The sequence below is a fragment of the Psychromonas sp. KJ10-10 genome (assembly GCF_047323245.1).
Classification (GTDB): Bacteria; Pseudomonadota; Gammaproteobacteria; order Enterobacterales; family Psychromonadaceae; genus Psychromonas.
This window is the reverse complement of record NZ_CP178826.1, coordinates 4,273,152-4,294,156: the sequence shown is the minus strand read 5'-3', so window position 1 is coordinate 4,294,156 and position 21,005 is coordinate 4,273,152. Positions and strand designations below refer to the sequence as shown.

Below are 21,005 nucleotides of genomic sequence, written 5' to 3'. Positions count from 1 at the left end.
AAACTAATAACCTATGCATTATCAATTATGTTACAGTAACATTTAAAATCTATCATCAGGTTAAATATCCCGTTTAATATGACTATCAATAAATTAACAAAGACAACAAGTAATAAAAAGAAAATAAGGCCATCGCTTAAAGACATTGCCGAACAAGTTGGCGTAACTAAAATGACTGTAAGTCGTTTTTTAAAAGATCCTAAATTAGTTGCAGAAAAAACGCGTATAAAAATAGCGCAAGCTGTTGAAGATACGGGTTATATTCATAATCGTGCACCAGCAATGTTATCTAAAGCGTCAAGCAAGGCAATTGGAATTCTACTGCCGTCTTTATCAAATCAAGTCTTTGCTAATTTTACTCAAGGGATAGAGTCTGTTACCAATGCGCGAGGCTACGAAGTCTTAATTTCACATTACGGTTATGATGTTGATGCAGAAGAAAGAAAAATTGCGAGTTTATTATCCTACAATGTTGACGGATTAATTTTAACGGGCACACAGCACACAGAAAAAACTCTGAAAATGTTAAAAACTGTTGGAATTCCTATTGTTGAATCCATGGAAATTTGCGAAAACCCAATTGATATGAATGTTGGTTTAGATCACGAATTAGCGGCCTATACAGCAACTAAGGATATGATTTCTAGTGGGAAACGAAAAGTTGCTTACTTTGGTGCTCGACTTGATAGTAGAACAAAACTGAGGATGCAAGGCTATGATAGAGCGATGGTTGAGTTTGGCTTGCAAAAGCATCACTTTTTAACTCATGAGCATTCTAGTTTTTCTCTGGGAAGGGAGTTATTAAACAGAGCATTAACTGATTGTGCCGATTTAGATGGTGTGCTTTGTACCAATGATGATATTGCTGTTGGGACCATTCTTGCTTGTAATGAACTAGAAATCAGTATTCCAGAGACTATCAGTATCATTGGTTATAATGCTTTAGATATTGGCCAAGCAGTGAGTCCTCGGCTTACTAGTATTTATACTCCGCGTTATGAAATTGGCGAGACAAGTGCCGATATTTTACTTAATGCGATAGAAGGAAATGCTAATAAAAAGAAGATATATAATCTTGGCTTTAATCTTACTGAAGGTGAAACCTTTTAAACTTGAGAGTGGTTTTTAAGTGAATAGTTACTTTCTTTTCCTATGACTATCATTGTTTAAATCATTTTTTAGAAAAACTAAGCAGGGATTAATCTCGTATCTTTATATAATTCTAGTATAGAAGTAATTTTAGATTTTAAGGTCACTCTGTTACTAAAAAAGAATAATTTTCAATTCTCTTTAAATTCTATAATCAATGTACATTTAGCATATCAAACCTAGTTAACAGTTATTAATATGTAATATTTACAGATATTATAGTTACGGGTAACATGTTGCTCGTAACTTTTTGTCGTGTTCCTTGTACTTTAATGATGGTGAATGTTAAATATATAATATGGATTAAATTAATGAGCAAAAAACAAACCGGTCGAGTATTCATTGTTATGGGAGTTTCTTCAACTGGGAAGTCTACAATTGGCGAAGCTCTAGCGAAAAAATTCTTAGCTAAATTTATTGATGGCGATGATCTTCATCCAAAAGCTAATATCTTAAAAATGGAAAATGGCTATGCGTTAGAAGACGAAGATAGAGTGCCGTGGTTAGAAAGAATTGGTGATGTCGCATATAGCATTCAAAGAAAAAATGAAACTGCCTTTATTGTTTGCTCTGCTTTAAAGAAAAAATACCGTCAACAAATCAGTGCAGGTAATACCAATATTAATTTTATATATCTTCATGGTGACTTTGAATTGGTAAAGGCACGTATGCAAGTACGCCGTGGGCATTTCATGCCAATTCAATTGCTTAATAGTCAATTTGATACATTAGAAATACCGCAGGAAGATGAAGTTAATGTTGTGCGTATTGATATTCGTGGTAGCCAAGAACAGGTATTAGAGCGATGTACTCTGGCAATACAAAATATAATATCAGGGAACTGTAAAGTGAATTGAGTCACTTGTTCATTTTAGTCAAGTGATTAAGGTATCTTATGAATAAAACTATTCTCCAAATTACTAAAAACATTGCACTGCGCAGTAGCCAATTACGCAATGAATATTTATCTCGTATCAAAAAACAAGCTGACCTAGGAAAAGAAAGGGCGATGCTCGCCTGTGGCAATTTAGCACATACCGTTGCTTCCTGTGGCGCAGGACAAAAATCGACTATTCTTGATTTTACACGAGCAAACGTGGCTATCGTAACCGCCTATAATGATATGTTAAGTGCTCATCAACCTTATCAAAATTATCCAGATCAAATTAAATTAGCATTAAAAAATGCAGGTCATAGTTCTCAAGTTGCTGGTGGTGGTTCCTGCTATGTGTGATGGCGTGACACAGGGACAAACAGGTATGGATCTTTCTTTGTTTTCCCGTGATCTTATTGCTCAAGCGACGGCAATTGCACTTAGCCACAATACATTTGATGCAACATTATTACTTGGCGTGTGTGACAAAATTGCACCTGGGCAGATTATTGGCGCGCTTTCATTTGGGCATTTACCAAGCGCCTTTGTTCCCTCTGGACCAATGGCAACAGGCATATCAAACGAAGAAAAAGTAAAAGTCCGCCAACAATATGTCGCGGGCGAAGTAGACAAAAGTGCTCTACAAAGCATGGAAAATAGTGCTTATCACTCTCCGGGTACTTGTACTTTCTATGGAACTGCAAATACCAACCAATTGGTATTTGAAGCAATGGGATTAATGTTACCTGGCTCTGCATTTTTAGCGCCAGATTCTGAATTGCGCCATGCATTAACAGATACGATTGCGACACATATGGCAAGGATTGCACAGGGGGAAGCGATTATCGCCCTATTGCAGAGGTGATTGATGAGCGAGCTATTGTAAATGGTCTAGTGGCACTGTTGGCTTCTGGTGGTAGCACCAACCATACCATTCATATGATTGCCATTGCTCGTGTCGCTGGATTAATCGTCACTTGGGATGACTTTGATCAGTTGTCTAATGTTGTACCTTCATTGACCTTAATGTATCCAAATGGCCCGGCAGATATTAATGCCTTCCAAGCGGCTGGTGGCGTGCCAACCTTAATGAAAATGTTGGCTGATCGCGATTTATTGAATATGGACGCAAAACCTGTTTTTGGTGAAATGAAAGATTATTTAACACAGCCTGTTTTGCAAGATGGAAAAGTTAAATTTGTACCTGCTTCTAATTCGCTTAACGATAAGGTGATTGCTTGCGCCCGGAAAAGCCTTTAGTAAACAAGGTGGCTTAAAAGTACTAGATGGTAATCTTGGCCGTGGAGTCATTAAAATTAGCGCGGTTGCTGAAGAAAATCGTTTTATTGAAGCACCAGCAATGGTTTTTGAATCTCAGCATGATGTCGAATCTGCTTATTTGGCTGGTAAGTTAAATCTAGATGTGGTGATTGTTGTTCGTCATAATGGTCCCTCAGCAAATGGAATGCCTGAATTGCACAAATTAATGCCTATTTTAGGTAATGTGATGAAAGCAGGATTTAAAACTGCTTTAGTAACTGATGGTCGCTTATCTGGCGCGTCAGGCAAAGTGCCTGCTTGCTATTCATATTACACCGGAAGCGCTACAGGGCGGACCATTATGTAAGATTAAAGATGGTGATATGATTTGTTTAGATGCGAATAATGGTAGCTTGTTGGTTAAAGCTGATATTAATGCAAGAGAGGCTTTTCACCCTAGCTTAGAGCATCAACATATCGGTGCTGGCAGAGAGCTATTTGCACTGTTTCGTAAAACGGTTTCAAGTGCTGAAACGGGCGCAAGCATATTTAATTAATAACCTGATTCTTACTAGTAGTTAACAGGTTAGCTTCCTCCGTAATCACCAACATTATAATGAGGGAGTCATAAAAGACTCCCTCATCATTTCACAGATTAAACCTTACTTAGCCATTTTATCCTTGCACAATCATCGAGCGAGACTGCACTAATTTATTGCACAATAAAGATAAGTATCTTATTGATAAATCCAAGTTAATATATAACCTATTGATGTTATTAGTTTTAATTTAATTTGGTTCAATTGGCACATGAATTGCTTTTTGTGAAACGAGTGTTACAATTCTTGTCGTTAATAAAAGGTGTTTTCAAATGAAACTAGGAAAAATTATATCAAGTGTGATGATGGTACGCGCGGTTTTATTATCAGTGCAATCGGTTCAAGCAGAAAAGTTAGATGAGCTTCAAAAAGAGGAGTCCTTAAAGTTGCAGTACCGCAGGACTTTCCTCCTTTTGGTAGTGTCGGTACGGATCTTCAGCCACAGGGTTATGATATTGATATGGCGACTTATCTTGCCGAAGAAATGAATTTAAAATTACAGCTTGTGCCTGTAACAAGTGCAAACCGTATTCCTTATCTACAAACAGGAAAAGTAGATCTTGTTATTTCTAGTATGGGTAAGAATGCTGAGCGTGCCAAAGTTGTTGATTTTAGTGAGGCTTATGCACCATTCTTTTTAGGTGTTTTTGGCAGTGAGGATATTTCTGTTTCTAATGCGACTGATCTAGCTGGTAAAACAGTAGGTGTTACGCGTGGTTCTGTTGAAGACATTGAACTAAGTAAAATTGTCCCTGAAACTGCAGTACTTAAACGTTTTGAAGATAACAATACAACTTTATCATCATTCTTATCTGGCCAAGTTGGTTTAATTGCAACAGGTAACTTAGTGGTAACAGAAATCGCTACTCGTTACCCAGATAAAGCACCAGTGACTAAATTCCTTCTTAAAAATTCACCTTGTTATGTTGGTGTTATGAAAGGCGATGAGGAGTTACTTGCTGAAGTTAATCGTCTGATTGCTAAAGCAAAAGTTGAAGGAACTCTAGAAGGCTTGTCTCAAAAATGGTTAAAAGCACCATTCCCTGCAAACCTTTAATGTCTATTTTAGGGACCATATATGAACTATCAGCTTAATTTTTCAGGCCTAGTTCCATACCTGCCAGAATTCCTGGCAGGTTTGTCGACAACAATCCAACTTACTTTAATTTCAACTATTTTAGGATTGTTATTAGGAACTTTTTGCGCAATTGGGCGAATTAGTCAATTGTCGGGCTTGCGCTTTATCTGCATTAGTTACATTGAAGTAATTCGTAATACGCCCTTTATCGTACAGTTATTTTTTATTTTCTTTGGGCTTCCTGCTATTGGTTTGAAATTATCTGCTTGGCAGGCTGGCTCAATTGCAATGATTATAAATTTAGGTGCTTACAGTGCCGAAATTATTCGTGCAGGTATTGAAGCAACAGCAAAAGGTCAGTGGGAAGCTGGGAAAACTCTAGGGTTAACTCGCAAACAAATCCTTCTTTATATTATTTTACCACCAGCCTATCAGCGTGTTTATCCTGCTTTGGTCAGTCAGTGTATTATTGTCATGTTAGGCTCATCAGTAGTGTCGCAAATTTCTGTTGAAGAGCTCACTTTTGTCGCTAACTTTGCACAATCACGAAGCTTTTTAGGTTTTGAAGCTTATCTTTCTATCGCATTGATTTATTTAATGTTGTCTATTCTTATGCGTCAAATCTTTGCTTTTGTTAAGCAAAGAGCGTTTAAAAACCCTTCTTTATAAGGAACACTATAATGGTTCAATTTACTGATTGGGATATTTTAAGAAACTTATTAATGGTCGCACGTTGGACGGTTTTACTCTCTTTGTTAGCGTTTGTTGGAGGTGGTCTTTTAGGTGTTATTTTAACCTTATTACGTAGCCATCGCAGTCAAGTATTTGTTAAGCCAATTAAATTGTATGTTGAAATATTTCAAGGTACACCTTTGTTATTGCAATTGTTTATTGCGTTTTTTGGACTTTCACTGGTTGGGATTGAAGTGAATGCTTGGTCCGCGACTATATTAAGCTTAACGTTATTTAGTAGCGCCTTTTTTCATGATATCTGGCGTGGTTGCATTGAAGCCTTGCCAAAAGGGCAATGGGAAGCCTGTCGTACTATTGGATTAACCTATATGCAAACGATGCGTTATGTCATTTTTCCTCAGGCAATGACAATGGCGATTGCACCAACAGTTGGTTTTTCTGTTCAGATAGTAAAAGGCACCGCATTGGCTTCTATTATCGGATTCGTTGAATTAACGAAAGCGGGTAGTATGCTAAATAATGCCACTTTCCAACCATTCAAAGTATTTGCGCTTGTAGCATTACTATATTTTCTTATTTGTTTCCCACTTTCTTTGTATGCCCAATATTTGGAGAAAAAAATCATGTCACTCGTTAGTATTTCTCAAGTCCATAAATATTATGGCGACAACCACGTCCTTAAAGGGGTTGACTTAAAAGTGAAAGCGGGTGAGGTCGTTTCTATTATTGGTCGAAGTGGTTCTGGTAAAAGTACGTTATTACGTTGTATCAATGGCTTAGAAATATTCCAAGAAGGGGCTATTACCGTTGATATGCAAGCTGTTGAGGATGATGAGTTTAAGTTGCGCCAATTGAGCCGAGTGGTTGGTATGGTGTTTCAAAATTTTAATCTTTTTCCACATATGACGGTGGGGGAAAATGTCATGCTAGCAACTAAGTTAGTATTGAAGAAAACCCCAGATGAAAGTAGAAAATTAGCGGAAAGTTTACTGGAAAAGGTTGGACTATCGGATAAATTTGATGCTTTTCCAAATAATTTATCTGGTGGTCAGCAACAGCGTGTTGCTATTGCGCGTTCTCTTGCAATGTCACCTAAAGTGTTGCTTTGTGACGAAATTACTTCAGCGCTAGATCCTGAACTTGTTGGTGAAGTGCTTAAAGTCTTAGAACAACTTAAAGCAGAGGGAATGACATTGATTTTAGTGACACATGAAATGAACTTTGCTCGTGATGTAGGTGATCGCGTTGTATTTATGAATCAAGGCAAAGTTTGGGAAACAGGGCCTAGTGAAGAGGTATTTGCTAACCCTCAAACTCCAGAGTTACAAAGCTTTTTGTCTGCGGTGAGGTAGAAAGACGATTAATCATGTATTGTCTATTAAATAAAAACGTATCCTAAGGGTTAAGCAATGACCAAAACAAATAACTCTCTGGCTGAGCGTATCAGCTTACATTACCCTAAATTGACAGCGAGTAGTCGTCGTATTGCTGATTACTTACAGTTAAATCCTGAGAAAATTTTAATGCTTTCGACGGGGGAAATTGCAGAGGTCTGTTTGGTTTCTAAAGCAAGTGTCAGCTGCTTTATTCGTCAACTTGGTTATGACGACCACCTTGCTCTACGTAATGAGTTGATGACAGAACGTGATAGTGGCGTGCCTGTTCTTACAAGTAGCATAGACGATTCTGTGTTTCATGAGGAATTAAAATCCTTTGAACAACTTTGGTCGCAATTAAGTGAAGCAGATCATAGCGATTTAATTGAACAAATTTCCACTGCCAAGCGCGTAAAAATTATTGGTTATCGCAATAGTTACCCCGTTGCGATGCATTTTCGTCAGCAATTGATGCAGTGTAGAAAGGATGTGGATTTATTACCTTTACCTGGTCAAACATTGGGTGAAGAAATTACGGCGATTGAAGATGAAGACTTCGTGATTATTATTGGTCTTCGTCGCCGTGTTAAAAACTTTGTTGATATTATTGATCAATTATCTGGTCAACGAGTTTTACTGATCACAGATCAATCAGGTCAGAAATATGCAGATCGAGTCAGCAAAGTATTAATTTGCCACATGAATAACCGATTACCCTTAGATAGTTATGCTGTACCTATGAGTTTAGTGGCCTATTTGGTTAATAAAGTTTATCTCTATTTAGACCATGAAGCCTCAAAGGTGACTCGAGAAATAAGTGCCAGTTATTCCAAACTAAATGAGTTGGAATAATGCTTTTATAGTTAATAAGTCGCTGTTATTTAATATAAAAATTAGTTAATTACATTACATTAAGAAGTTAAAAATATGAACAATTTTCTCGAAAAAATTAAAAAAGAATGGTTTTTAGTAGGGATGCTTATCGCTATTGGCCTTGCAACACTGACACCTAACTTAGGCCGTTCAGATGGCGTTTTACACCTTGGTGATATAACCAGTATTGGTGTTGCCATTGTGTTCTTTTTACACGGATTAGGTCTGTCACCTCAAGCCATCAAAGCGGGAGTTTCTAACTGGCGATTACATATTTTTATTCAGCTCGCCACCTTTGCTATTTATCCATTAATTTGGTTAATCTTTGGTTCAACCTTTTTAGCTTATATGCCAGTTGCACTTGCCTTTGGCTTTTGTTACCTGTTTGTTTTGCCGAGCACAATTTCTTCATCCGTTGCGATGACTAGTGTTGGTAAAGGTAACGTACCAGGGGCAATTTTTAATGCCTCTTTATCCAGTATTCTTGGCGTATTTATTACACCTTTATTGATCCAATTATTTATGGGTTTTGAAGGCGCTGAACTGGATTTAATGGCCTCGGTATTTGCGATTGCTAAGTTATTATTATTACCTATGATTGCTGGCCAATTATTACGTCCTTATCTTTTAGAGTTTTCTCAGAAACATAAATCGATTGTTAATAAAATAGATAAATATGTCATCTTACTAATTGTTTATAGTGCATTTTGTGATTCTGTTGCTAATGGCATCTGGGCAAGTTTCTCGATTTCTTTGTTATTAACATCGATTATTATCTGCTTAGTATGCTTATTATTTGTAGTACACCTTTTGCAATGGTCTGCTCGCTGCTTTGGTTTTCAACTCGCTGATGAAGTCGCGGCTGTTTTTTGTGGTACTAAAAAGACCCTAGCGACTGGTGTACCAATGGCGAAAGTTATTTTTGGTGCTGATCCTCGTTTAGGAATGATTTTATTACCGATCATGCTTTATCACCCAATTCAAATATTCTATTGCGCAGTATTAGCAAGTCGTTATGCAAAACTTGCTGAAACTTTGCATCCCGAAGAAAAAAATAAAGGATGAGTGACATGGATAAAGATACTCAAGTTTATTGTGCACAGGGGCCTAGCCATATAGCGCCCATGTCAGCTGGCACGTTATCAGGTTTACGTTTTGTTTTTAAAGATCTGTTTAATTTTGAGGGTTATAAAACAGGCGCAGGTAATCCTAAATGGTTAGAGACTCATGACGTCGCTACAGCGACATCCCCATTAATTATTAAGTTGCTCAAGCAAGGCGCTAGTCGCGCAGGGAGAGTGCAAACCGATGAACTTGCCTATAGTTTAAATGGTCAAAATATTCATTATGGCACACCAGTTAATCCGGTTGCACCGGATTGTATTCCTGGCGGTTCCTCAAGTGGAAGCGCAGTGGCTGTTGCCCGCGGTGATGTGGATTTTGCTATCGGCACAGATACAGGTGGTTCTATCAGAGTGCCTGCAAGTTATTGTGGATTATATGGTTTACGTCCAACCTTAGGCCTATTTGATTTAAGCGAGTGCTTTGAGTTATCGGCTAGTTTTGATACCGCTGGTATTTTTAGTCAAAACCTACAGCGCTTAGAACAGGTATACCAAGCCTTATTACCTAACCCTACGAGCGCTGGCAAAGTTGATCAGTTATACCTAGATAATCTTTTTCTAGGTTACTTTAGCCAAGCGCGCTTATCGCAATTAGAAAAATACTGTCAGGATGCTGGGATTGAATTATTAATTGGGGACTTTTTAGAAGTCGGTCAATGGAAACTCGATGAATTAAGTGAGCTGTTTCGTACCATACAAGGTTTTGAAATCATTCAAAAACATAGTGATTGGTTAAATGAGTATGGTGATAGTTTAGATGCACCTATCCTAGATCGAGTGAATTGGTCGAGAAAGATCACTCGTCGCGCAATATACTAATGCACAAGCAAAACAAGATATTTTCACACAACAGTTATCCGAGCACCTACAGCAAAACAACTTTTTATGGGTTATACCAACAACACCTTCAGGGCCTCCAAAGCTGACGATGGATGGCGAAGAGCTAGCCACTTATCGCTCGAATCTTATGGGTTTAACAAGCATTGCCGGATTATCTGGTTTTCCACAATTGCACTTGCCAATGCATGACTTACAAGAAGGCCCCTGTGGCTTTTCATTAATGGGACAAGTTAATCAAGAGCAACTGCTATTTGTGACAGGGAAAATGCTACAAGGAGATAAGTAATGACATATCAATCAGCTTTTACCGCACCACATTTCAAAGCAACTGAAGTAGGACAATCTATTCTCAATGCTGGTGGAACCGCCAGTGAAGCTATGGTTGCAGCTGTACGCCATGATTTCAGTTCAATATCCGCATATGAACAGCATTGGTGGTGATGCTTTTGGCTGATTTGCAAACCAGGTCAAGCACCTATTGCAATTGATGCCTGTGAGTCTGCCGCAAGCCAAATTGATGTTGATAGTTATCGCAATAACGGTAATGAAATTCCAGAGGCTGGTGGCCGAGCGGCTATTACCATGGCTGGAACGATTTCAGGTTGGCAAAACGCACTTGAAATAGATAATTCAGGTTTACCTTTAATAACATTATTACAGCCAGCGATTGATGCGGCGAGCCAAGGTATTGAGATCACGCAAAGCTTGGTGGATGCAAGTGTAAAGACTCAGTCACGTACAACAGAAGAAACCCATTTTAATAAAATATTTTCAAATAATGGAGAAGTGTTAAAGCTAGGCGATACATTAAAAAACCCAGCGTTAGCGGACACTTTTAAGAAACTAGCGACATTAGGTTTAGATAGCTTTTATCGAGGTGAGTTAGCGCAAAGCATGGCAACTGAACTTGCTTCGGCTAATAGTCCACTTACCTTAGCCGACTTTAATGCTTATCAAGCAAAGGTAATGGAACCGCTTGCGGTGAATATTTCTAAAGGCCGTTTGTATAACTTGGATGCGCCAACACAAGGTCTTGCGTCGCTATTGATCCTGTCAATTTATGATCGTCTCGTCGAGCAAGCTTCTAGTGAATGTGATCATATTCATTTATTAGTTGAGGCGACTAAACAAGCTTTTATTATTCGTGACCAGCAGATCACAGATGCAGATCATCTTAGCAAACCACTTCAAGAATGGTTAAGCGATTCTGTAATAGAAGAATGTGCACAGAAAATCTCAATGGATAAAGCATTACCATGGCCTCATGTTGCCAAACCTGGTGATACGGTTTGGATGGGTGGCAGTGATAAAAACGGCACTATGGTGAGTTTTATTCAAAGTATTTATTGGGAATTTGGTTCAGGTGTCGTATTACCGAGTAGTGGTATTGTTTGGAATATTCGCGGTAAAAGTTTCAGCTTAGATGAAAATCATCACAATGTCCTTAAAGCGGGTAAAAAACCATTCCATACCTTAAATCCGGCCTATGCGGAACTTAAAGATGGGCGCCGTATGGTTTATGGCACCATGGGAGGCGAAGGACAACCACAAACGCAAGCTTGTTTATTTAGTCGTTATATTTATCAGCAAATGGATTTATCGCAATCTGTTAACCAAGCGCGCTGGTTATTAGGTCGAACTTGGGGGGATGATACTAATAACTTACGTTTAGAAGACACTCTCTATCAGAAGTATGGCGAAGCGCTTGCTCAACTCGGCCACGAAGTTAGCCGTGTTAATGATAACAATGAATTAATGGGACATGCTGGTGCGATAGTACTTGAAGATATTAACCAACCAACAGCTCGCACGATTGCAACAAGTGACCCACGAAGCGATGGTTGCTGTTTATTAGGAGAAAAAATGACTAATCTGTTTGAAACGCTTAACCCACCTAATCGTTTATTAATGGGACCTGGGCCGATTAATGCCTATCCGCGCGTTCATCAAGCACTCTCTCTTGCGCTTGTTGGTCAATATGACCCTGTTATGACAGGTTATATGAATCAAGTGCAAAGTTTATATCGGGATGTCTTTGAAACAAACAATAAGCAAACCATGTTGGTTGATGGTACCGCTCGCTCGGGGATTGAAGCTGTTTTGGTTTCCGTTTTACAACCTGGCGATAAAGTACTTATTCCAGTAATGGGGCGTTTTGGTCACCTTCTTTGTGAAATAGCACAACGTGTTGGTGCCGTTGTTAAAACTATTGATATTGAGTGGGGAGAAGTTTGCCCTCCAGAGTTGATCGAAGAGGCAATTAAAACATTCCGTCCTAAATTATTGGCGACTGTTCAAGGCGATACATCAACAACAATGAATCAACCCTTAGCTGAAATTGGTGAAATCTGTCAACGTTATGATGTCCTGGTTCTACTGTGATGCAACCGCATCGGTAGCGGGTAATGATTTAAAAGTTGATGAATGGCATTTGGATGCGGTTTCAGTCGGGTTACAAAAGTGTTTAGGTGGGCCATCGGGCAGTGCGCCAATTACTTTGAGTGATAAATGTGCCGAAGTGATTAATAGCCGTAAACATATTGAAGCAGGTATCCGCGCGGAGCATCACAACAGTGGTGAAGGGCGTATCATTCAATCTAATTATTTTGATTTAGCAATGGTGATGGATTATTGGGGACCGGAACGTTTAAATCATCATACCGAAGCAACTAGCATGTTATATGCTCGCTCGTGAATGTGCTCGTATTTTTCTAGAAGAGGGCAGTGAACAAGTCATTAGTCGCCATAAGCAAGCCGGTGATGCAATGGTTGATGGTTTACAAGCAATGGGGTTAAAGCTCTTTGGTAACCTTAAACATAAAATGAATAATGTCGTAGGGGTTTATATTCCTAAAGAGGTTGATGGCGATAAAGTTCGTCAGGAACTATTAGATTGTTTTGGTATTGAAATTGGTACGTCATTTGGTCCTCTACACGGCAAAATTTGGCGTATTGGTACAATGGGTTTTAATGCACGTCAAGAATGTGTGTTAACCACTTTGGTCGCCTTAGAGGCGGTTTTATTAAAATACAAAGCGCCTATTTCCTCTGGTCAAGCAGTAATCGTCGCCATGCAACATTACGTTAAATAATATAGGGATAAATCTGCTATGGAAATACATCAAGTCGCCAGCAAAATAATGCATCAGGCTGATAAATTAGTCGAATTTAGCGCAATGGATGAAGGTTTATTGCGTGCCTATTTAACACCAGAACATAAACAGGCACATGCTCAGATTGCGCAGTGGATGATTTCGGCAGGTTTGCAAACTTGGCAAGACAGTGTTGGTAATCAATGGGGAAGAAAGGTTTCAAGTAACCCAACACTTCCTACTCTTATTATTGGGTCTCACAGTGATACCGTAGCAAATGCAGGCAAATACGATGGTAATTTAGGAATATTGTTAGGTATTGAAGCCATGAATCAATTATCTGATCATGACTTTCCCTTCCATATTGATATCGTTGCTTTTGCCGATGAAGAAGGAACTCGTTTTAATACAACCTTAATTGGTTCGAGTGCCGTTGCTGGACATTTTAAACCTGAATGGTTAGATATCGAAGATAGTCAGGGGGTCACAATGGGTCAAGCAATGCTTGATTTTGGTTTGGATCCTGAGCTTGCCGGGCAAGATAAATCTTTAAAAGAGCAGGTGCTTGCTTACTTAGAAGTTCATATAGAGCAAGGGCCTGTTTTAGAAAGCAAAGATCTTGCTGTGGGTGTGGTGACGGCTATAGCAGGTGCAAAACGCTTTCAACTTAAAGTGAAAGGCATGGCGGGGCATGCTGGAACCAGTTCCCCAGGACTTACGTCAAGACGCTCTGTGTGGCGTAGCAGAAATGATTTCCACGATTGAAAGTTTTGCACAAGAAAATGAAATTGTGGCGACGGTAGGCAAGTGTGAAGTCAAACCTGGCGCAGTCAATGTTATTCCCGGTGAAGTACATTTTACGCTTGATATCCGCAGTCAGAAACAAACAATCTTAGAGTCTTGCTGTGCTGAATTATTAAATAAGTTAGAAAAAATAGCGACACAACGAAATTTGCTATTACACAATGAAGTCTTTTATCAAGCAGAAGCTGTGCCTTATAGTGAAACATTACAACAACAGTGGGCTGATGTGGTCGAAAAGCAAACTGAGAAAGAAGCTTGCTTGTTGCATAGCGGTGCAGGACACGATGCGATGATGATTGCCAATATAACTGATATCGGCATGTTATTTGTTCGTTGTGAAAAAGGTATTAGCCATCACCCGCGTGAGCAAGTAATGGTCGCTGATGTGGATATTGCATTAAAATGCTTAGTTGACATGATACAAGTGGTAGCGGAGAAATAAGACTATGCCTAATAAAAGCAAAATGGAGCCTCTATTAGGGTTAGGTATTGTCGGCAATTCTGCTGGTCACATACAACAAACCGGAGAGAGCAAAGGTTTAACTAAAATAGGAGACATTAATAAGCCACAGGCACTGTTTCCATTTTATATACCAAATGCAGAGGAAAAATACTTATCGGAGCTCCCTTATTCAGAAACTCACTTAAGTTTGCCTAAAACAGTGAATGCTAAAGTGCAAATGGAACCTGAGCTTGCTTTGAAACTTGCCCTAACTTATGGGCAACAGGGCGAAATTACGGGTTTAAGGGCTATTTCAATTAGTGTTATTAATGATGCAACTTATCGTAATGCCAACATTACTAAATTAGCACAAAAGAAAAATTGGGGAGCTTTATCTAAAGGGCTTGCTAATTATGAAATCGAAATAGATAGCTTTACTTCAGGATGCCAATTAGATCATTTTCGCCTGTGTGGGTTTCATAAACATCATGATAAGTGGCAACTGTGTGGCGATGATGTCGCTTTAAATGACTACAGTTACTTTTATGAAAAAATATTAGATTGGCTAAAAACACAAATTCAAACTCAACAGGAACACGCATTACTGCATAATATCCAAGAGCTACTTACTCAAACAGGTTGCCCTGAAAACATTATTGTTTCAATAGGCTCTACGCGTTATAGCAATTATGGGGAAACACACCAGCTGTTTTCGGGCGATCAAACAGCCGTGGTTTTATATGATAGTCGTACTTATGCACTAGCAGATGTGGTTAGCTTGTTAGAGTATGACAAGGACTTAAATAAGTTGTCTAATGAAAAAATGATCTTCTTACATCAACATATTAATTAAGGTTAATGCTTTGATGATTAATTCACTTATGTGAATGGTCATCATTGCGGATAATGCTTAGTTCCTCATCATTTTCCTGCCATATCCTTCTTTGTTAAAATAATTAAATAAATAACCCAATACCTAAAAATTTCCCATCCAGGCATAATTTCATATTTTTTGTTTATCTTATGTCTTAATAATCCTGTAATAAAATAACTATTTCTGGTCTACCTATAAATAATTGTATTATTATATTGATGTATGTCACATATTTTTGTAATATTAAAACGCACTAAAGATAGTGTTTACTACAATTAATTAACATTTAGACAAGAATAAGGAGTTATTATGGAATATATTTACGTTTTAATCACAGCATGGTCAATAAATAAAATCAACTTTTGTGAATCTACAAAAGAGCTAGGTAAAGCATCATTAGCACCAACTTTGTTTAAGAAACTTGCTAAAAAAGTAAAAAAATAAGATAAAAAGTCGGTTAAAGATTTTTTGTTTTATATTTATACTGTGTTTTGCTGAGATCTGCCACCTTAGCTTAAGATGAAAGATTTTTGTTTATGATAATATAAAGGTTTGATTTTAATGTCTCACATAAATATGGTGCTAGTAATATAAATTATTCAATGAAATCAAAGGTAATATGACTGATTTCTATATTTTCTCTAATTACTAGCATCTTTCCTCTGTATTAATTTTAATAAAATTCCCCCTTTAAAAGTCAGATTTAAAATTTCACCACACTCTCGTTTTCATAAACTATCTGGCGTAGTTCTTTTCAGATTGATGTTTAGATCTCCTTTCAACTCTACTCATTGTTGATAAGACATAATGTTTTAAATTATTTGGGCAAGAATTTTCAATAAAAAAATAATTTTTCATTAACGTGATTTGCGCCTCGTTTTTGTTGGAGTTGTTAGTTCTTATTTATTCTTTGTTGCTTAATTTCATTTCTATGGCCAATAAAAAGCGATACTTGCTTAAAATTCAATGAAAATGTAACTTTATTGCAATTATTTTGTAATAAAAGAACTGTTTTTTCTTTATTTTAAAAATATTATAAATAATTTCATTATTATGTTGACCTAAGTCACACTTTTTCGTAATATTAAAACGCGCCAAAGATAAAGCGCATAACAATTAACTAACAATCAGATAATGATTAAGGAACTATTATGGAATACGGATACGGTCTAATGACAGCATGGTCACTAAACAAAATTAACTTTGATGAAGTTCAAAAAGAATGGGACAAACCATCTCTTACATCAACTTTATTTAGTAAACTTACTAAAAAAGCAAAAAAATCAAAATAAAAAGTCCTGAAAGGGATTTTTTGTTTTACATTTACATTGTCTTTTTTGGTGAGATAAAATCCAATCATCTAATTTCAGATGAAAGATCTTGACTTACTATAATAAAAATAAGGTTTAATTTAATGTCTCGCATAAATTTGGTGCTAGCTATATAGATTATTCAATAGAATCAAAGTGAATAATTATTTATCACTGTGTTTCGCTCTATTTCTAGCACCTTTCTGCAAGCTTAATTTCAACAACTAACCACTTCAATTATTGACTCCTGTATTATTAATCTCTGCACTTAACTATCTGACTTATTTACTGCTGTATTATTAACTCCTACAAACTTAATTAGTCCATTGTCCAACTGAGTTCAACCTATCTTATTAAACATTTTTTAATTTAATGCGCTTTCAGTAATTTTTTAAAAATTATCTAGTGGTTTTTACGCCCGCTATTCTTATTTCTGTTAATTTAATTCATTATTAAAATCACTATTAATGCGCAAATGAAAATATTCTTATGCAAGGATAAGTTGAGGTTATATATTCATTAGAAATTACTGTTTGTTGAGTCTCAATATTTATTTAATGATGCCTTATCTACTTTTTAAGAGGGCTTAGACATGAAAAATATTTTAGAAATTCGCAATGGTAATAAAGTTAAAGGCACTTTTTCTCCACTAGAGATGCAATCTCGTTTAGCTAAGCTAAGACAGATGATGGCGGAGAAAGGACTAGACGCCATTTTATTCACGTCTTATCACAATGTTAATTATTATAGTGATTTCTTTTATTGTTCTTTTGGTCGTTCCTATGGGTTATTGGTAACGCAAGATCGTTCAGTGAGTATCTCTGCAAATATTGATGGTGGCTTGGGTCATCGACGTAGTTTTGGCGAAAATTTAGTTTATACAGACTGGCAAAAAGACAATTATTATAAAGCGGTTCAATCTCTGATAGGTAATGAAAAGCGAATTGGTTTTGAGGCTGATCATTTATCAATACAGCAACTTGAAAAGCTGAAATTAGCACTACCAATGGTGCAATTTTTTGATGTCCATGCAGATGTGATGAAGATGAGAATGGTTAAGTCTGCTGAAGAAATCGAATTGATTAAACATGGTGCACGCATTGCCGATATTGGCGGAGCTGCTTGCACTGTCGCCATTGCTGAAAATGTTCAGGAGTTTGAAGTTGCGCTTGTCGCTAATACTGCAATGACACGAGAAATCGCACTTTCTTTCCCTCACATAGAATTACGTGATACTTGGACTTGGTTTCAGTCTGGTATTAATACCGATGGAGCGCATAATTCTGTTACTAGTCGCCATATTCAAAAGGGCGATATTTTAAGTCTTAATTGTTTTCCAATGATTGCTGGTTATTACACCGCATTAGAACGAACTTTATTTCTAGACCACTGTTCTGATGAGCAATTACGCATTTGGAATATTAACTGTGAAGTACACCGTCGTGGTTTGGAATTAATTAAACCTGGTGCTCGTTGTTGTGATATTGCCCTAGAGCTTAATGAAATTTATAAAAGTTATGGGTTACTGGATTATCGAACCTTTGGTTACGGACATTCTTTTGGTGTATTAAGCCATTATTATGGACGTGAAGCGGGCTTGGAATTACGTGAAGATATTACAACTGTTCTTGAACCTGGCATGGTTGTTTCAATGGAGCCTATGCTGATGCTACCTGAGGGCATGCCTGGTGCAGGAGGTTATCGTGAGCATGACATATTAGTGCTTAATGAAAACGGAAGTGAAAATATTACTGGCTTTGGTTTTGGTCCTGAACACAATATCATTACTTAATATTAATTGTTTGTTCAGTCTAGTTTGGCAATACATAAGTCTGTGCTTAGTGTATTGCCCCCATTAAAAACAATCTAATCCTTTCCCTTGAGGTCAGTATGAATAAAGCGAATATTAGTGCAGTCGTAACGATATTAATGTGGTCTTCTTTGGCTACACTTACTGTATCTATTAATCACATACCTTCTTTATTATCAGTTGGTCTGGTATTAATCATTGCTTCGTTACCCGGTTTGAAATATTGGAGACAGTGGAAACTTCCTTTAACTGTTTGGCTGAGTGCGGTTATTGGTATGTTTGGATATCACTATTTATTATTTGATGCATTTTCTCGAGCACCTTCAATGAGCGTGAATATGATCCAATACCTTTGGCCTTTATTTATTGTCCTTGGAACGCCATTTTTTAGTAAATCATCACTTAACTTGGGACATATTATCGGAGGTGGACTCGGGTTTGTTGGTGTTATATTAACGCTTTCGCAAGAGTCTGTGGTATTTAATACTGAAGATTGGTTTGGATATAGCGAAGCTTTTATCGTCGCACTTTTGTGGGCATTTTATACCTTATCTAACCGCCGTTATTCGCAACTACCTTTATCCGCAGTGGTACGCTTTCTGTTTGATATCTGGTGTGATTGCACTGAGTTGTTATGCATTAACAAATAATATACAAGAAATATCGATTTCAGGTAGCGATACCATTGTCATTATATTACTTGGCTTAGGTCCAATGGGGTTAAGTTTTTATAGTTGGGATTATGCGATTCGTAATGGAGATCCTAGGCTGATTGGCGCGCTTGCATACCTAACTCCCTTATTATCTGTGGTATTTATGGCTTTGTTTATTCCTGCTGTCACTTTAAAGCTTGTTCATATTGTTACTTTAGTATTGGTAATTGGCGGGGCATCATTAGGCCCATATATTGAGAAGCGCAATAGAAAAATACAAGTTTCTTCAGAAGCACTTACGAGCATACAATGACTCCCTTTTATATCTCGCAAGCCCTAGTTGTAATAGCAATAGGGTTTGATTTGATGTCTTTTCAATTTAAAGACAGGCGAAAAATAGTCGCTTGTCTTTTTTTTGCTGTTTCTTTAATTGCGAGTCATTTTTATTTGCTTGAGCAATGGACTGCGACTAGTTTAATGGCGATAGCAACTCTTCGTTATTTAGCCAGTTTGTTTTCCACTTCTGCAAAGTTAAAGTACTTGTTTTGTTTCGCCTCTGCTGTGTCAGCGACATTAACTTATTCAGGCATAGTGAGCATCATTGGTTTTTTAGGAGCATTTTTTCAAACTATTGCCGCATTTAATGAAGATGATAAAAGGCTCAGGGAACTAATGATTGTTGGCACTATGCTTTGGCTAGTACACAACTATTTAGTCGGATCACCGACTGCGGTTATGATGGAAGCTTTGTTTATTAGCAGTAACGTAATTGGTTATTATCGCTATTATTATAAACAATCATCGGCTAACTAAGAGAGCGTGTTCAGCTTCTGTTGTGTAACATTAATAAGCGTCAGCCCAGAGCAAATATCAATAAGAGATCAACTTGCCCTGGTTAAATCTAGTTTATTATCTTGGTTTTCTATTGCTTGGTAAGGTGCTTTTTTTGTATAATTTTATTTATATCAAACTGATTTTCAAAAAGCTCCGCCTGCTGTTTTATCCAATTAATAAAATGGCTGACTTGAGGGCGATCTAGAAGTTTTTTTAAGCAAACAAGATAAACACCACCGTCTTCAACAACATGTCCAAACAGTGGCACCAGTCGGCCATTTTCTATTTCGCGAGCAACAAGAGCGTGTCTTCCCAATGCGACGCCTTGTCCATTAATTGTCAGCTTGGACAAGCAGGTCTGCTTGATTAAACCTGCTACCACTATTGTGATCCACGCCAGTGATTTTCAAGTCTGTGAGCCAACGAGACCATGACGTTGATAATTTTGCTTGAGGTAGAGAATCATGAAGCAGAATGGTTTTATTTAAATCTTCTGGTGTGTTTAAAGAGATTCTTTCTAATAACTCAGGACTTGCGACTGGATAAATATAATCCTTGAATAACAAGTGTTGTAGCATAGATGGATGATCTCCTATGCCATGACAAATACCGATATCAACATCTTCATTACTGAAATTTGGTTCATGTAAATGAGTCACAAGATTAATGTCTATGTTTGGGTGAACCTGATGAAAGTTATTGATACAAGGCATTAACCACCTGCTTGCAAAGGAGGGCATACAATAAATTTCGAGTTGTCTTATTTGCTTTTGCGACTCAATGTCGTTCATTGTATCGCGAATTTGATTTAAGGCTTGATGTACTGATTGAAATAGCTTTTCACCATTATCAGTTAGTTTCAATTGACGCGGTTTACGTTCAAAAATTTTATAGTTTAAACGCTCTTCAAGTTGAATAACTTTTTGACTGACTGCGCTTTGAGAAACACAAAGTTCCTGCGCAGACTAAGGTGAAATTTAAATGGCGAGCAAGCACATTCAAAATAACGCAGTGCCTCTAGCGGCGGTAGTCGAGTACTCAATATATAGCCTTAATGATCATATTTTATCTTTCCTATGGAGGGATGGTTTTTTGAAAAATGCTAAATCGATATAAGAAATTTCTGCTTAATATTTTTTATTTTAGTACAAGTTTTTATGTGTAGATAACTATAAAGCAAACAAAGCAAATGTTATGCCATAGACAGCTAAAAAAATATTAAAAATAATGTAACTAATAAACATGAGGGATAAATTTATAAATAAGAATAGCTTTGTAAATATTAGCTAAAAAAATGCACCTGGCTGGTGCGATATTCGC

Annotated in this window: 19 protein-coding genes and 6 pseudogenes; 22 read left to right on the top strand and 3 right to left on the bottom strand. The window is 37.3% G+C overall.

Annotated elements, in window-relative coordinates; all coding sequences use genetic code 11:
• The first annotated feature begins 78 nt into the window (after positions 1–78).
• The 22 genes and pseudogenes from ACLKMH_RS24575 (at position 79) to ACLKMH_RS24470 (ending at position 19,664) form a co-directional block, all read left to right on the top strand.
• Entirely contained in the window at positions 79–1,110 is a 1,032-nt protein-coding gene (locus ACLKMH_RS24575) for a substrate-binding domain-containing protein (RefSeq protein ID WP_413700346.1), read from the top strand.
• A gap of 350 nt (positions 1,111–1,460) precedes the next feature.
• A complete protein-coding gene (locus ACLKMH_RS24570) occupies positions 1,461–2,006 on the top strand; it encodes a gluconokinase (RefSeq protein WP_413700345.1) in 546 nt (181 codons plus the stop codon).
• A gap of 38 nt (positions 2,007–2,044) precedes the next feature.
• Positions 2,045–3,840: pseudogene (gene edd / locus ACLKMH_RS24565) on the top strand (phosphogluconate dehydratase).
• A 481-nt stretch (positions 3,841–4,321) separates the two neighbouring features.
• A pseudogene (locus tag ACLKMH_RS24560) lies at positions 4,322–4,939 on the top strand (transporter substrate-binding domain-containing protein); the annotation flags it as partial.
• A 21-nt stretch (positions 4,940–4,960) separates the two neighbouring features.
• Positions 4,961–5,629: an amino acid ABC transporter permease gene (locus ACLKMH_RS24555; RefSeq protein WP_413700344.1), complete on the top strand. Its 669-nt coding sequence runs from the start codon at positions 4,961–4,963 to the stop codon at positions 5,627–5,629.
• A gap of 11 nt (positions 5,630–5,640) precedes the next feature.
• Positions 5,641–6,276, top strand: a pseudogene (locus ACLKMH_RS24550) (amino acid ABC transporter permease); the annotation flags it as partial.
• On the top strand, positions 6,277–7,005 hold the full coding sequence (locus tag ACLKMH_RS24545; RefSeq protein WP_413702469.1) for an amino acid ABC transporter ATP-binding protein: 729 nt from the start codon (positions 6,277–6,279) through the stop codon (positions 7,003–7,005).
• A 57-nt stretch (positions 7,006–7,062) separates the two neighbouring features.
• On the top strand, positions 7,063–7,881 hold the full coding sequence (locus ACLKMH_RS24540) for a MurR/RpiR family transcriptional regulator (RefSeq protein ID WP_413700343.1): 819 nt from the start codon (positions 7,063–7,065) through the stop codon (positions 7,879–7,881).
• A gap of 75 nt (positions 7,882–7,956) precedes the next feature.
• The gene (locus ACLKMH_RS24535) at positions 7,957–8,967 is read left to right on the top strand and encodes a bile acid:sodium symporter family protein (RefSeq protein ID WP_413700342.1); all 1,011 of its coding nucleotides are present in this window, start codon (positions 7,957–7,959) and stop codon (positions 8,965–8,967) included.
• A gap of 5 nt (positions 8,968–8,972) precedes the next feature.
• Complete coding sequence (locus ACLKMH_RS24530) at positions 8,973–9,845, top strand: amidase family protein (RefSeq protein ID WP_413700341.1); 873 nt, start codon at positions 8,973–8,975, stop codon at positions 9,843–9,845.
• A 109-nt stretch (positions 9,846–9,954) separates the two neighbouring features.
• On the top strand, positions 9,955–10,152 hold the full coding sequence (locus ACLKMH_RS24525) for a hypothetical protein (protein ID WP_413700340.1): 198 nt from the start codon (positions 9,955–9,957) through the stop codon (positions 10,150–10,152).
• Positions 10,152–11,708: pseudogene (locus ACLKMH_RS24520) on the top strand (gamma-glutamyltransferase family protein); the annotation flags it as partial. The gene ACLKMH_RS24525 and the pseudogene ACLKMH_RS24520, both read left to right, overlap by 1 nt.
• A 21-nt stretch (positions 11,709–11,729) precedes the next feature.
• Positions 11,730–12,958, top strand: a pseudogene (locus tag ACLKMH_RS24515) (pyridoxal-phosphate-dependent aminotransferase family protein).
• 18 nt (positions 12,959–12,976) lie between these two features.
• Positions 12,977–13,723: a hydantoinase/carbamoylase family amidase gene (locus tag ACLKMH_RS24510; RefSeq protein ID WP_413700339.1), complete on the top strand. Its 747-nt coding sequence runs from the start codon at positions 12,977–12,979 to the stop codon at positions 13,721–13,723.
• On the top strand, positions 13,707–14,204 hold the full coding sequence (locus ACLKMH_RS24505; protein WP_413700338.1) for a M20/M25/M40 family metallo-hydrolase: 498 nt from the start codon (positions 13,707–13,709) through the stop codon (positions 14,202–14,204). Before ACLKMH_RS24510 ends, ACLKMH_RS24505 begins: the two co-directional genes overlap by 17 nt.
• A gap of 4 nt (positions 14,205–14,208) precedes the next feature.
• Entirely contained in the window at positions 14,209–15,057 is an 849-nt protein-coding gene (locus ACLKMH_RS24500) for a DUF5718 family protein (protein WP_413700337.1), read from the top strand.
• A 330-nt stretch (positions 15,058–15,387) separates the two neighbouring features.
• Entirely contained in the window at positions 15,388–15,522 is a 135-nt protein-coding gene (locus ACLKMH_RS24495; RefSeq protein WP_413700336.1) for a hypothetical protein, read from the top strand.
• 707 nt (positions 15,523–16,229) lie between these two features.
• Positions 16,230–16,370: a hypothetical protein gene (locus tag ACLKMH_RS24490; protein WP_413700335.1), complete on the top strand. Its 141-nt coding sequence runs from the start codon at positions 16,230–16,232 to the stop codon at positions 16,368–16,370.
• Between the two features lie 610 nt (positions 16,371–16,980).
• Entirely contained in the window at positions 16,981–18,180 is a 1,200-nt protein-coding gene (locus ACLKMH_RS24485; RefSeq protein ID WP_413700334.1) for a M24 family metallopeptidase, read from the top strand.
• Between the two features lie 98 nt (positions 18,181–18,278).
• The gene (locus tag ACLKMH_RS24480) at positions 18,279–18,848 is read left to right on the top strand and encodes an EamA family transporter (RefSeq protein WP_413700333.1); all 570 of its coding nucleotides are present in this window, start codon (positions 18,279–18,281) and stop codon (positions 18,846–18,848) included.
• The gene (locus ACLKMH_RS24475; RefSeq protein WP_413700332.1) at positions 18,814–19,164 is read left to right on the top strand and encodes an EamA family transporter; all 351 of its coding nucleotides are present in this window, start codon (positions 18,814–18,816) and stop codon (positions 19,162–19,164) included. The genes ACLKMH_RS24480 and ACLKMH_RS24475 overlap by 35 nt, the downstream gene beginning before the upstream one ends.
• Positions 19,161–19,664: a YgjV family protein gene (locus ACLKMH_RS24470; protein ID WP_413700331.1), complete on the top strand. Its 504-nt coding sequence runs from the start codon at positions 19,161–19,163 to the stop codon at positions 19,662–19,664. The genes ACLKMH_RS24475 and ACLKMH_RS24470 overlap by 4 nt, the downstream gene beginning before the upstream one ends.
• Positions 19,665–19,773: 109 nt before the next feature.
• On the opposite strand, the gene ACLKMH_RS24465 is transcribed toward ACLKMH_RS24470, so the two are convergent.
• From ACLKMH_RS24465 to ACLKMH_RS24455, 3 genes and pseudogenes are all read right to left on the bottom strand, one after another.
• Complete coding sequence (locus ACLKMH_RS24465; RefSeq protein WP_413700330.1) at positions 19,774–20,037, bottom strand: LysR substrate-binding domain-containing protein; 264 nt, start codon at positions 20,035–20,037, stop codon at positions 19,774–19,776.
• Positions 20,018–20,476: a LysR substrate-binding domain-containing protein gene (locus tag ACLKMH_RS24460; RefSeq protein WP_413702468.1), complete on the bottom strand. Its 459-nt coding sequence runs from the start codon at positions 20,474–20,476 to the stop codon at positions 20,018–20,020. The genes ACLKMH_RS24465 and ACLKMH_RS24460 overlap by 20 nt, the downstream gene beginning before the upstream one ends.
• A gap of 60 nt (positions 20,477–20,536) precedes the next feature.
• Positions 20,537–20,635: pseudogene (locus ACLKMH_RS24455) on the bottom strand (LysR family transcriptional regulator); the annotation flags it as partial.
• Between the last annotated feature and the right edge of the window lie 370 nt (positions 20,636–21,005).

Bases quoted from the DNA above. Each gene is read 5' to 3' on its own strand.
- ACLKMH_RS24575 (WP_413700346.1), top strand. From the start codon at position 79: ATGACTATCAATAAATTAACAAAGACAACAAGTAATAAAAAGAAAATA.
- ACLKMH_RS24570 (WP_413700345.1), top strand. From the start codon at position 1,461: ATGAGCAAAAAACAAACCGGTCGAGTATTCATTGTTATGGGAGTTTCT.
- ACLKMH_RS24555 (WP_413700344.1), top strand. From the start codon at position 4,961: ATGAACTATCAGCTTAATTTTTCAGGCCTAGTTCCATACCTGCCAGAA.
- ACLKMH_RS24545 (WP_413702469.1), top strand. From the start codon at position 6,277: ATGTCACTCGTTAGTATTTCTCAAGTCCATAAATATTATGGCGACAAC.
- ACLKMH_RS24540 (WP_413700343.1), top strand. From the start codon at position 7,063: ATGACCAAAACAAATAACTCTCTGGCTGAGCGTATCAGCTTACATTAC.
- ACLKMH_RS24535 (WP_413700342.1), top strand. From the start codon at position 7,957: ATGAACAATTTTCTCGAAAAAATTAAAAAAGAATGGTTTTTAGTAGGG.
- ACLKMH_RS24530 (WP_413700341.1), top strand. From the start codon at position 8,973: ATGGATAAAGATACTCAAGTTTATTGTGCACAGGGGCCTAGCCATATA.
- ACLKMH_RS24525 (WP_413700340.1), top strand. From the start codon at position 9,955: ATGGATGGCGAAGAGCTAGCCACTTATCGCTCGAATCTTATGGGTTTA.
- ACLKMH_RS24510 (WP_413700339.1), top strand. From the start codon at position 12,977: ATGGAAATACATCAAGTCGCCAGCAAAATAATGCATCAGGCTGATAAA.
- ACLKMH_RS24505 (WP_413700338.1), top strand. From the start codon at position 13,707: ATGATTTCCACGATTGAAAGTTTTGCACAAGAAAATGAAATTGTGGCG.
- ACLKMH_RS24500 (WP_413700337.1), top strand. From the start codon at position 14,209: ATGCCTAATAAAAGCAAAATGGAGCCTCTATTAGGGTTAGGTATTGTC.
- ACLKMH_RS24495 (WP_413700336.1), top strand. From the start codon at position 15,388: ATGGAATATATTTACGTTTTAATCACAGCATGGTCAATAAATAAAATC.
- ACLKMH_RS24490 (WP_413700335.1), top strand. From the start codon at position 16,230: ATGGAATACGGATACGGTCTAATGACAGCATGGTCACTAAACAAAATT.
- ACLKMH_RS24485 (WP_413700334.1), top strand. From the start codon at position 16,981: ATGAAAAATATTTTAGAAATTCGCAATGGTAATAAAGTTAAAGGCACT.
- ACLKMH_RS24480 (WP_413700333.1), top strand. From the start codon at position 18,279: ATGAATAAAGCGAATATTAGTGCAGTCGTAACGATATTAATGTGGTCT.
- ACLKMH_RS24470 (WP_413700331.1), top strand. From the start codon at position 19,161: ATGACTCCCTTTTATATCTCGCAAGCCCTAGTTGTAATAGCAATAGGG.
- ACLKMH_RS24460 (WP_413702468.1), bottom strand. From the start codon at position 20,476: ATGAACGACATTGAGTCGCAAAAGCAAATAAGACAACTCGAAATTTAT.